The organism is Sulfitobacter sp. R86518 (assembly GCF_042466275.1).
In the GTDB taxonomy this organism is placed as follows: Bacteria; Pseudomonadota; Alphaproteobacteria; order Rhodobacterales; family Rhodobacteraceae; genus Sulfitobacter; species Sulfitobacter pontiacus.
In genome coordinates this window covers 3,059,190-3,071,417 of sequence record NZ_JAXHCA010000005.1, presented here as the reverse complement: position 1 = coordinate 3,071,417, position 12,228 = coordinate 3,059,190, and the positions used below count along the sequence as shown (strand labels likewise).

7 protein-coding genes and 1 tRNA gene are annotated in these 12,228 nt (G+C 58.0%); 4 read left to right on the top strand and 4 right to left on the bottom strand.

All coding sequences use genetic code 11. From position 1 onward, the window contains the following. Positions 1-270: 270 nt before the first annotated feature. On the bottom strand, positions 271-3,708 hold the full coding sequence (locus SJY36_RS16040; RefSeq protein WP_386176409.1) for an AAA family ATPase: 3,438 nt from the start codon (positions 3,706-3,708) through the stop codon (positions 271-273). Beyond that, the gene (locus tag SJY36_RS16035; RefSeq protein ID WP_386176516.1) at positions 3,705-4,919 is read right to left on the bottom strand and encodes an exonuclease SbcCD subunit D; all 1,215 of its coding nucleotides are present in this window, start codon (positions 4,917-4,919) and stop codon (positions 3,705-3,707) included. Before SJY36_RS16035 ends, SJY36_RS16040 begins: the two co-directional genes overlap by 4 nt. A gap of 165 nt (positions 4,920-5,084) precedes the next feature. Between SJY36_RS16035 and selD the strand changes: the two genes are divergently transcribed. Then, positions 5,085-7,253 carry a selenide, water dikinase SelD gene (gene selD / locus SJY36_RS16030; RefSeq protein WP_386176407.1) on the top strand — a complete coding sequence of 723 codons (2,169 nt, stop codon included), beginning with the start codon at positions 5,085-5,087 and terminating at the stop codon, positions 7,251-7,253. Between the two features lie 16 nt (positions 7,254-7,269). On the opposite strand, the gene SJY36_RS16025 is transcribed toward selD, so the two are convergent. After that, positions 7,270-7,346, bottom strand: a tRNA-Arg gene (locus SJY36_RS16025). Positions 7,347-7,481: 135 nt separating this feature from the next. Continuing rightward, positions 7,482-8,111, bottom strand: coding sequence for an acyltransferase (locus SJY36_RS16020; protein ID WP_386176405.1), 630 nt, complete (start codon positions 8,109-8,111; stop codon positions 7,482-7,484). A 128-nt stretch (positions 8,112-8,239) separates the two neighbouring features. On the opposite strand from SJY36_RS16020, the gene SJY36_RS16015 reads away from it, so the two are divergent. From SJY36_RS16015 to SJY36_RS16005, 3 genes are read left to right on the top strand one after another with little or no spacing between them, the layout of a single operon-like run. Further along, on the top strand, positions 8,240-10,732 hold the full coding sequence (locus SJY36_RS16015; protein ID WP_386176403.1) for a glycosyltransferase: 2,493 nt from the start codon (positions 8,240-8,242) through the stop codon (positions 10,730-10,732). After that, on the top strand, positions 10,729-11,463 hold the full coding sequence (locus tag SJY36_RS16010; RefSeq protein WP_386176401.1) for a CatB-related O-acetyltransferase: 735 nt from the start codon (positions 10,729-10,731) through the stop codon (positions 11,461-11,463). The genes SJY36_RS16015 and SJY36_RS16010 overlap by 4 nt, the downstream gene beginning before the upstream one ends. Further along, positions 11,460-12,221, top strand: a complete 762-nt coding sequence (locus SJY36_RS16005; protein WP_386176399.1) for a sulfotransferase family 2 domain-containing protein — start codon at positions 11,460-11,462, stop codon at positions 12,219-12,221. Before SJY36_RS16010 ends, SJY36_RS16005 begins: the two co-directional genes overlap by 4 nt. Positions 12,222-12,228 lie beyond the last annotated feature (7 nt).

Sequence of the window (12,228 nt, the reverse complement as noted above, 5' to 3'; positions counted from 1 at the left end):
GCATGTCTGCGTCTCCGGTAAGGGGCGTTCTAAGGTTTGTTCCAAACACCCGCAACCCCTTTTTTCGGATTTTATCCTTTTCGTCAAAAAACCTTCACAAACGCCTGTTTTATTGACTTTCTGAGCGTCGGAAATTTGTAGCACCCAAGCCCCTCAGGGTATCTCTCTCCGCTTATACGGAGCTTTTCGCGCCTCGACCCAACCACAGGTAGGGCATTGCGGTGGAATCGCCGACTCGCGGGCCGGATAATCGCGAATCCATATGGGGCGTTACAGCCGGTGCACGGTCACATCTGTGCCGCAGGCCTCCTGTGCAAGATCGACCACATGCTGGTGGTGGGTGAGATAGATGGCCTGCCCGCGCTTTCCGACCCGTTGCATCAAGCGACAGGCCGCGCGGGTGCGGTCTTCGTCGAAGGTTTCAAAGACATCATCACAGAAGAACGGCAGCACCGTTCCTGTCGACGCCATTTGCTCGTAGGCCGCCGCGCGCAGGGCAAGGTAAAGCTGGAACCGCGTCCCTTTGGACATTGCGGCGGCTTCCTTAGACACCCCATCCTCTGCCCGCACGGCCATTAACACATCCCCCTGAGCGGCAGGCTGCGTGGTCAGTGTAGTGTATGCCCCTTGGGTCAGGTCGCTGAATGCCTGTTCGGTCGCGGCTAACATCCTGCTGCGGTGGGTGTCGCGATACCGGCGGATGGCATCCTCGGCCAAAGTATGGCCAAAGCGCCCCGTCAGATAGCGCAGCATCACGGCCTGCATCTGTTCTTCGACCGTGCGCTTTTGCGAGGTGAGCGCCGCAATATCACCATCCCCCCCAACCGCATCCAGCGCCGCTTGCGCCCGAGCGCGCGCAGCAATCGCGCTGTCGAGCTCTGCTTCAAGTCGCGACAGGTCTTCGCAGAGCTCGGCAAGCTCCACTTGCGCCTGTGCGAGGGGCGCGGCGCTGAGGCGTTCCTGCGCCTGCTCCCAGGCATCAACCCCCAGGATCGAGAGCAGACGGGTACGCAAATCCGCACTTTGCTGGCGCAGGACAATTGCCTGTTGCGCGGTCGCCGTCGCCTGACGCAATGCATCGAGGGTAGAGGTGTCTATCTGGTCATCAAACGCACGGGCCAGAAGTTGGACTTGATCATCAAGCACGGCAATCTCGCGCAGCGCCTCAGCCGCGGCGTCCTCCGCCATGGCAAGGCGCGCGTCCAGATCGCTGCGGCGCGCTTGGGCCTGACGGGCACGCTCCACCACGGTTTGCAAAGCGGCGTAACGCGCCAAGGGCTGTTCCTGCGCGTCTGCCTCGCCATCCAGTGCATCCAACTGTGCGATGAAACCGGCGCGATCCTGTTTGATGCCCGCAATCTGACGTCGGACACCCGCCATGCGGGCGTCGACCTCTCGGATACTGCGCAGGCCGGTCAGCCCGTTCCACATGTCTATGCCAGACTGCAGCGCCGGAAGATGCATCGCGACGGCATCGCGCCACTGGTCACGCGCCTCGGTCACGGCCGTGCGTGCCTTGTCCGCTACGGCTGCCCGGCGATCCCGCTCTGCCGTGGCCTGACGCACTGTGGCCTGTGCGAGCTTTTGCGCATTCTGATGCTTGCGCGACGCCGCGATCTGGGTTTTGGCCATGAGCACGACGGTCCGCAAAGGCGCATCCCCTGCACCCAATCGTGCCGCCAGATCGTCGCGCATCTGTTCTGCCGCGCGCAATAGGTCTGTGTTGGCCTGTTCAGATGTCTTTAAGGTTTCGGCTGCAGTTTGCGCCGCCTCTGCCTCGCGTACCCATTCGACAAAATCCTCGGCGGAAAGGGTTTCGGGCAGGCCAAGTGCATCGAGGTGGGACCGCAGTTCACCCGTCACCTTATCAAAGGCCGCCTCAGTCTCGGTACGCTTATTCTGCGCCCTGTCATGATCCTGCCGCGCCTCGATCAACTGTCGTTCCGCCTGCCGCATTTCCGCCAACGATTGGCTTTGCCCGGCGCGTAATGAGGTCTGCGCGTCATCCGCCCGCATTGCGGCCTCGAACGCAGAGGCAGAGGCTATGTCCAACACATCTTTATGCAGCGCCCATAACTCGTCTCGGGTTTGTCGCCCTTTGGCAGCAGCATCATCGCTGATCAAGTCTGGGGCCGACGCGGCCATCGCATGTTTTGTCTCGGCACCCGCCAGACGATCGGCTGCCGTGGTTTCCGCCTGCACGGCCGCACGCAGGGCAAGCCGCGCTTCGCCATGGGCCTGCATCAATTCCTGCGCGCGCCGGCTGCTGAACGGAAGTGCCGGAACCGCGTCGAACGCCACATTGTGCCGCGCCAGCCCGCGCAAGGCTGTGGCCACCCCCTGACGATCCGCCGCGAGCCGGCGCAGCGCGTCATTATACCGACTGACCAGATCCTCCGCTTCGGCCTGCATGAACAGGCGTTCGACGTCCGCGTCGACGGCAGTCTCTTCTTCGGTATCGCGCAGGGCCCGTGCCGCGTCATCGTATTTGTCGCGCGCGACCTCTGCCTCCGCCTGAGTGGTTTGCAGATGCTTGCGCGCATCGTCCAGAGTGGCGCGCGCCTGTTCAAGCGCCGCAAGGGCGGGATCGCTTAAGATGAATTGCGCAAGCGCGCCATCGGCGGGCAACCCCAGAGTATCAAGCCGCGCCCGCATATCAGCGGTATCCTGCATCAACTGTGCTTCGCGTTTGGGCAGGTCGGATTGCCCCGCCTCTACCTGACTTTTCTTGAAGGCAAGCGCATCAACATCAGCCCCTCGCGCCAAATCATCCGCGTTGACGGCGACCTCGTCTCGCGCGGCCCGCAATGCGTGCACCTCGGCGACGGACCGCTCCCTTTCGGCAACAAGCGCGATCCGTTTAGTCATCATTTTAATCAAGTCTTCGCTGTCGAACTCCAGCGTCATGGGATAATGCGCGATAGGGGTAAGCTGCGCCTCTAGGGTTTTCCATTCTGTCGCCAATGGATGCGCATCAAGTATAGCTTCCAGCCGCGTTTTCTGAACGGAAAGCTCTGACTTGGCGGCGCGCAGACGCTGCTCTTCGGTTTGGGCAGCGTCCCGCGCAAGACGCAACTCGCGAAACGCGGCGGCGCTGACGTCATGATCTTTGATCTGCTGGACCAGTTCTGCATGCGCAGCCTTCAGCGCCGCGAACTCTGATTTTGTACCGCCTTTTAGATAAAGGTCACGATTGCCCTGCTCCACCCGCCCCAAGACCTGCGACAGATCGCTGATACCCGTCGCAGCAGAGAACAGCAGCTTCCCGATATCCCCCTCGCTTTTGGTAATCTCTTCGCCGCCTGCTTCGATCGTTTCATCGTCGAGACACAGCAGACTTTGGTATTCCTTTTGCGACACACCGCGCAGCGCCGCAGACAGCAAAGCATCCGGCACAGGTTGGCCCGCCCCGTCCACAAGATTGCCCGAGCGCTTGGGCAATCGGGACAGCTGGTGGATCTGCCCGTCAATATCGACGGTACCGCTGACGCGCAGGTTCGCGCGGGGGTGTTTGAAGGCATAGGGTTCACGCGCTGCAAAACCGTAAAGCAGCCGCAGATACCCCTCCATGAGGGTGGTCTTGCCCGCTTCATTGCCGCCGAAGACGATATGAAAGTCCGATCCGCTTGCGGGGCGCGCGCCGAAATCCAGCACGCGGTCGGTAAAGTGACCAAATCGGTCCAGCGCAAGCTGCTGCAGCCGCATCATTCGCCTGCTCCTCGCATCTGCGCGGCCATGGTCAACACCGCCTCATCGGTCAGCTGCCGCAATAATGCCTCTTGCGCCTCTGCATCCGGTGCGAGGGCGCGGCGCTGATCAGCAGGCAATAGGCCAAGGATCTGGCTCAACTCTTGCTGCAACCTGTCCCGAGTGGCGGGCTCCTTGGCGATGTCAGTCATCAACTGCTGTACCTCGGCCACAGCACCATCCACCGCATCCTCAGATACAGCCGTTACATCCACCGACATCTTCTCGATCCACAGATCACCGATGCTTTCTGCGATTTCGTCGGCTTGGGCGCGCCAAACATCCGCCAACTGGCGTATCTGCCACGCCAGCGCCGTTTGCCCCGTCACCCGCAACCGCAAGATCGCCGCCCCCCGTCCGGCCTGTGCCTGCAACGCCGACCGCAGTTTGCGGCGCAGATCTTCGTCAGCCTCCGCCCCCGTCACATCGCAATCACAGCGGCGGAATTCCACGACCGAGGTCGCCACTTCCGAAACCGAGATCTTGCCATCCTCGATCGTCAGCAGGCTAGCGGACTTTGGCCCCGCCTCCCCGATATCGCGCCCTTGCGGCATGCCCGGCATCACGATCCAGGGGTCTTCGCTGTGCACGGCGCGTTTGTGAACATGCCCCAACGCCCAATAATCGAACCCAGCCCCCGCCAGTTCGCCGACCGACACAGGCGCATAAAGATCATGCCCTTCCGCCCCCGCGAGAGAGGTATGCATCATCGCGATATTAACCGCCCCCGCCTCTGGCACGGTATACTTCGGCAGCAGGCTTTCCGGCGCGTGACGGTCGCGAAAGCTGACGCCGTGAATATAGACGGGGTAGTCCGCCAGTTGTACTTTCTCGCCCCGCCCGTCGAACACATGCACGTTCGGCGGCAGGTCGATCTCCCCCGCGATCGGGTTTTCCGCGTCGTGGTTCCCCTTGATATAGAACACCCGCACGTCAGCCTGCGCCAAACGATGCATCTGCGCGGCGAGATACGCGGCGGTTTTCGCGCTACGTTCTTGCCCGTCATAAAGATCGCCCGAGATCAGAAAAGCGCTGACCCTCTCGTCGATGCAATATTGCACCATCGTCTCAAGCGCTTGCCGGCTGGCGCCGCGCACCTGCGCGGCCAGACGGTCATCCTTCATCGCCAAACTACGAAGCGGTGAATCGAGGTGAAGATCGGCAGTGTGCAGAATACGAAGGGTCACGGACGGAGGCCACCTAGTTCACGGAAAACGCTGCGGTCTTTGTCACGTAGTTCACATTCCGTTGCAACGGGCCGCAGTTGTGTCTTGCGGCTTTGATCCGCTGATCCCGCGGGCTAAGACTGTGACACCCGCCTGATAGAAAGTCATTCGATGCATGGACACGATATCCCGCTGACCCAAGACCTGGTGCTGATCGGCGGCGGGCATGCTCATGCGTTGGTGCTACGCAAATGGGGGATGAACCCGCTACCGGGCGCGCGGTTAACCGTCATCAATCCCGGCCCCACGGCCCCATATACAGGTATGCTGCCGGGCTATATCGCGGGCCATTATTCACGTGAAACACTCGAGATTGACCTTGTCCGGCTGTGCCGCTTTGCTGGCGCGCGTCTGATCCTGTCCCACGCCACAGATATCGATCGCACTGCGCGTCTGGTCCATGTCGAAGACCGCGCGCCTATTGCATATGATGTTGCCTCCTTTGATATCGGGATCACCGCTAAAATGGGTATCCCGGGGTTTGATGGCTTTGCTGTCGGTGCAAAGCCACTTGATGTCTACGCCAAACGCTGGCGCGATTTCCTTGCCGCGGTGACGAGCGGGGACATCGAGCCTGAAATCGCGGTGATCGGCGGCGGTGTCGCCGGTTGCGAGCTGTCCCTCGCGATGGCCCATGCCGTACGCAGCGCGGGGATCGAGCCTCGGGTCACTTTGCTACAGTCCGACCCGACGCTTTCGGGCCTTGGCAACCGCGCGCGCCACACGGTCGAGGCCAAGCTTCGCGGCGCCAAGGTCACCCTACGCACCGGCATACGCGTCACGGAAATCGCCGCCGATCATGTCGTTCTGGGCAGCGGCGACAAAATCCCTTCTCAATTGACGGTCGGCGCTGCCGGTGCTTTCCCGCATGAATGGCTGGCGCAAACGGACCTTCCCTTGCGTGATGGGTTCATCGAAACAACGCCCGACCTGTCACTTCCCGGTGACCCAACTGTATTTGCCGTCGGTGACTGCGCAGCAATGCCCTTTGCCCCACGCCCCAAGGCTGGCGTGTTTGCCGTTCGCGCAGCACCCATCCTGTATCACAACCTTCGCGCCGCCCTCACCAATGGTCCCCGCAAGCCCTTCAAACCACAAAAACGTTACCTAAAGCTTATCTCCCTTGGAGAAAAATCGGCTTTGGCGGAAAAATTCGATCTTGCATTCTCGGGGCACGCGTTATGGCGCTGGAAAGACCGGATCGACCGCGCCTTCATGGATAAACTTGACGATTTGCCGCCGATGCAACCGCCAGCTTTGCCCGATACGCTGGCGCAGGGTGCCCGCGATATACTGGCCGCGAAACCCTTATGTGGCGGCTGTGGCGCTAAGGTCGGAAACACAGTGCTTCGTGACGGGCTATCGTCGCTTCAAGGTCCGATGGATGCGGCCATTCTTTCTGTCCTCGGCGATGATGCTGCGGTGCTAAAGCAACCCGGTGGCGGCTTTCAGGTCATCAGCGCCGATCACTTGCGCGCTTTGATCCACGACCCCGCCTTGATGACGCGCATCGCAGCAGTGCACGCCTTGGGCGACATTTGGGCCATGGGAGCGCAGCCCCAAGTGGCCCTTTCCAGCATCGTACTACCCCATATGTCTCAGGCGCTTCAGTCCCGGACACTGCAAGAAATCACCGACGCAGCCCGTGCGATATTCGACCACGCGGGCGCGACGATTGTCGGGGGGCACACATCGATGGGTGCTGAAATGACCATCGGGTTCACCGTCACCGGCACGCGCGAAACGCCACCAATCACCCTGTCGGGCGCTCAAGCTGGCGACTGCCTTGTGCTGACCCGGCCCATCGGATCAGGAATTATCATGGCTGCGCATATGGAGGGCACAGCACGGGGAGCCGACGTCGCCCAGGCCCTAAACGAGATGGCAGAACCGCAGGACCGCCAAGCCTTCCACCTGCGTCGCGCCAATGCCATGACAGATGTCACTGGCTTTGGCCTTGCGGGTCACATCGCCGCCATCTGCCGCGCATCGCGCCTGAGCGCGGAAATCTCGGCGGACGCCATTCCCGTCTACTCCGGTGCCCGAGACCTATCAGATCGCGGCGTGCATGCGTCGCTGTATCACCCCAACGTCGACAACGCGCCCACGCAAGGACGCAGCGACCCGCTTTTACACGACCCTCAAACCGCAGGCGGCTTGCTGGCTGCCCTACCCCCAGCCGAGGCAGAGATTGCGATCAGCGACATGGCTACCGAAGGTAAAAAAGCCTGGGTTATCGGGCATTTGATCGATGGCGAAGGACCAATCACTGTGCTGTAGCTACACTCGGTGCGTCTGGCGATCCCGGGAGGACTCGAACCCCCAACATCCTGATTAGAAGTCAGGTGCTCTATCCAGTTGAGCTACGGGACCACTCAGGGCATCTCATAGCTAGTTTGCGTGGGATGAGCAAAGCAAAATCTATCCGCAATCCCCATGATATTGCCATCACGTATCTCCTCTTTCGATAGTGTAAATCACCAACGGCTCCGCACAGGGACCCAATACTTATTGATCTTTGGGGCTTAGCCGTCGGCGATCCCAGGTGATACCAGCGCGCATAACACGCGCCGGCGCGCCCACAGCCAAGCTATGTGCGGGGATCACCCCAAGAACCATGGAACGGCTACCGATCACTGAATGCTGCCCTATCTGCGCTCCTTTCATGATCCTGACACCATGGGCCAACCAGACATGATCCCCGATTTCGATATCTTGGGGCGGGTTGATCCGCTCCCCCGTTTCTACGTCAAGGATCGAATGCATATCACTGACATCCATGGTGATATCCCCGGACAGCATGCAATCCTCTCCAATCGTAATCGCGCCCGCTTCATGCAGACTGAGGTGAGCCATCATGATCGTGGTGCGATCGCCAATGCGAATATGCGTCTCACGCGCGCGGCATCGAAATGACCCCGCCAAACGACAATCTGCGCCAATATAGACGGCGCTCTCGTGATTCCTGAGCTCAACCAAGCCACCGGAGATCACAGTACCCTCGCCGATCACCACGTGGTTATTGCGCCCGTATATATTAATCCGCACCCCTTCGGCGCAGGTAGCTGTTGGCGATATATCTACCTGATTGTTCTGACCATTATCCGTCACCAAAACGCCAAGTTGCGTTTTGCTCACCTATGTCACCTCCCGTAAAATCCGAACAGAAATTCTGTTGTAATGCTGAATAAACTTAACCTCCCCTTAAGAGTGAGCGTGCTGATCTAGAGCTCTATCAACGCAACATAGAATCGAAATGATTGATTTTGTATAAACAGCTCAAAGCTCTCTTTGCCCGCTATATCGCCGCCCACCTAAGGGCCGTGGGGCGTCCAATGCACATTACGGACCCGTCCGGTGCCACGGTGGGTGCCGTTGATGTATTTGCCGTAAATGACGGGAACTTGAGGCTGGCGGGCTGGACGTTCGCGGATGATATCGTGCTGCATATGAACGGCGTCAAAGTAAGCGCTAAAGCTGACTTGATCCGTGACGACGTGACCAAAGCCTATGGTGGCGCGCGACGGGTCGGGTTCGACCTGACCACGCCGCTCGGCCCGACCGGCTTGCAAGAGATCGGGCGGTTTGGGGTCGAATTTCACCGTGTTCGCAATGGCACCTGGACAATTGCGCGAAGTCTAGAACTCCCTCACCTTTGGTGGGTTCAAGCGCGATTGGTAATCAAATTCGTCATCGCGCTGGTGCTGCAGTTGCCTGCCTATGGCTGCTGGCGCGTCAGACGAGACCCCGCTTTTCGCACGCGGATCAAACGGGGGCTGGGGCTATGCCCCGTTCACCATGCGCGCGAACTTGACCCTGACCTTTTCCGCGCCAATGCGCCTCCCGTCACAACGGCATCGGTGACGATAATACTGCCGGTATTCAACGCGCATGACCTACTGAAAGAGGCGCTGCGGCGCGTCGTCGACAATACCGATCTTCAGTGGCGCATTATTCTGATCGAAGATTGCTCAACCGATAAACGGATTCTACCGTTGCTGCGCGCGTGGTCCTTGGCCCACAATGACCGTGCGACACTGCTTGAGAATGATCAAAACCTTGGGTTTGTAAAAAGCGTAAACAAAGGCTTGCGCTATGCACAACGCTGGTCCGACACGGTAATTTTACTGAATTCTGACGCCCTAGTCCCAGCGAACTGGGCGAGCCGCCTTATCCGTCCCCTCGTTGAATATCCACGCGCCGCCACTGTAACCCCAATGTCCAACGACGCGGAAATTTTCACCGCCCCCCTCATATGTGCACCCCAAAAACTTGCCGCCGGACAGGGGGATCTTATAGATGTGACCGCCGCGCAGCTTAACTCGAAAAGCTATCGCGTGGCCACGCCGACCGGGGTGGGATTTTGCATGGCGATCAATCCCAGCTATCTCAGAACTGAACCGCAATTGGATGTCAGTTTTGGTCGGGGATACGGCGAAGAGGTCGATTGGTGCCAGCGCATCAGAGCAGCGGGCGGACTGCATTATAGTGCGGTTAACCTTTTCGTAGAGCATCGCGGTGGACAAAGTTTCGGATCGGAAGAGAAGACGCGTCTTATCGCGAAAAATAACGATCTTATTTCAAAACGTTATCCCGAATACGATACAGAGGTGCAGCAGTTCATTGCCTCTGACCCATTCAAATCGCCCCGCCTCGCTTTGGCATTGGCTTGGCTAGGGGCACAAGACACGTATCCGGTCTCGGTATATATCGCCCACAGTATGGGTGGCGGCGCTGAATCGTATCTGCAACATCGGGTGAAATCAAAACATCACGCGTTGGGCCGTTCCGCTGTTGTAATCAGGGTCGGCGGTGCCATGCGATGGCAAATCGAATTGCATTGCCATGACGGAATAATCTCCGGCGGGACCAACAACCTCGACTACGTCAAACAACTTCTACACCCCATAAAACGGCGACGATTAATCTATTCCTGCGCGGTTGGGGATCAAGATCCGCTGACTATTCCAAGTGCAGTTCTAGAATTGAGCCAAACCGGCCAACAGGTGATAGAGTTTCTCTTTCATGACTACTTCGCAATCTCGCCCAACTACACTCTTCTGAACGATCAAGGAGTGTACGATGGCCTACCCCCACCTCACCTAAATGCCCCAGCAACCACCGGCACACCGATAAGCATGATTCGGTGGCAAAGCGAGTGGGGAAAACTCCTGACCGCATCCCAAGAGATCGTGGTATTTTCTAAAAATAGCAAAGAAATTGTGCGCGCAGCATTCCCCAACTGCGCCGATAAAATTCAAGTTACACCGCATAGAATTTCAGACGCCGTGCCCCGTATCCCTCGGCCCCTCAGCCCAAAGCGCCCGGTGATCGGTGTATTGGGCGACATTGGTCTTCAGAAAGGCGCACAGATCATCAGCCGAGCCGCTGATGCGATAGATGTGCAAGGTGTCGGTATGGTCATCGTCGGGAACTTCGATCCCGCCATTCCCCTCCCCCCCTCGGTGCCTATCCATGGGAGATATACCATATCAGATCTGGGAAAAATTGCCGCCCGATACGGCGTGACAGATTGGTTAATACCTTCCGTGTGGCCGGAGACATTCTCGTTTACCACGCACGAAGCTCTGACATCCGGTTTGCCCACCCATGCGTTCGCAATTGGTGCTCAGGGCGAAGCAGTTACCAAAGCTGAAAACGGTTTCCCTATTCCCTACTCAACCCAACAGGATTTGGCGGATATTCTGCTGTCTCACGTTAAAAATCACATCACCAAAACCTGGGCGGTGGCCTCATGAGCCAAATCTCAGTGCCCCTAAAATTTTTGCGAAACAATGGCATCGAGGTACTGAACCGGGGTGCTACGTCGATCAACCTGCCCAGACATACCGTGCTCGAAGCCCCGGGGAGCCTAAAATGGACACAGTATGAACACTCGTTAGAGATGGGAACGTTCTCGTATCAAGTCTCGGGATACTGTTTTGCCGCACGTATCGGCCGATATTGTTCATTCGGCGAATCCGTTCAAATAGGTCGGCAAAACCACCCGTTGGACTGGGTATCCACAAGTCCCGCTTTCTATCTTGGGGACAGAGTATTCGAACTTGGCGACGGTTTTGAGGCAGCCGAACACTACCACAATTATAGGACAGCTCACAGCAAGCCGCCCACCAAGGTAAAAATCACTATAATTGGAAATGATGTATGGATCGGGCACGGGGCGTATATCGCCGCCGGGGTCACCATTGGCGACGGCGCAATAATCGGGGCGCATTCGGTCGTGACCCGTGACGTTGCCCCTTATGCAGTCGTCGCGGGGAATCCGGCCTCTCTCAAACGAATGCGCCTACCGCCGAGCTTCATCAGTCTCATGTTAAAGTGCCGCTGGTGGCAGTTTGCGCCGTGGCAAATGGACCACCTTGATCCGTCGGATGTGCTGGAATTTTGTAGAGGGGTAAACACAATGCTCAAAGATGCCGCGCCTTTCGCCCCCCCGACGCTGGATCTGAGATCGGAAAACACTCAGTGAGAAAAGTCGCATTTTTACACATACCCAAAACCGCGGGCCAATCTGTGCACTCGGAGCTCACTAAAATCTATGGCAGCGCTCGAACCTCTCCTGTTCGCGTTCACCACCAAGCTTCTTCAGACGGTCAGTTTCCCAACGGGTATGACCTTTACTCGGGTCACCTAGATTGGTGCCGCCTTCGTGAGACCCAGACAGATACCTTTGCGTTCACGGTACTTCGCGATCCATTTGAAAGGATCGCTTCTTTCTATTTTTATTTAAGAAATAAGGCCTCGCGCCTCACGGACAGCCTACTCTCGTCGCCTGGGCATATGGGGTTGTACAAAGTAAAAAATTGCTCCCCCGCCGCGTATTTCTTTGGCGGAAGTACCGCTTGGCAACAGTTCATTAAGGATCACTACGACAATTTTTACTGTAGCTATCTCGCCACCGGGAAAGTTCGCGGGGCGGCCGAGGTCTGCCATTTCTCGAAAGATATGCTTGTTGGTCAAGCGATGGGCGGCGCGCGGAAACTAGATAGGGTTTATCGCTTAAGCAGTTTAAATCTGCTTGAAAATGACATTCAAAACCTGACGGGGCGTCGTCCTTCGATTGTGAAAACGCGCATCAATGTTGGGCCAAAAGGCGTTCAGACAAGCCGATGGCAAGATCTAATGACTCTGATCAACGATAAACCGGCACAGGAAAGACTGGCTGCGTTTGCTGAGGCTGACATATCCCTGCTTGATCACCTCAAAGACGAGGGCTTGTTAATTTAACACCGAT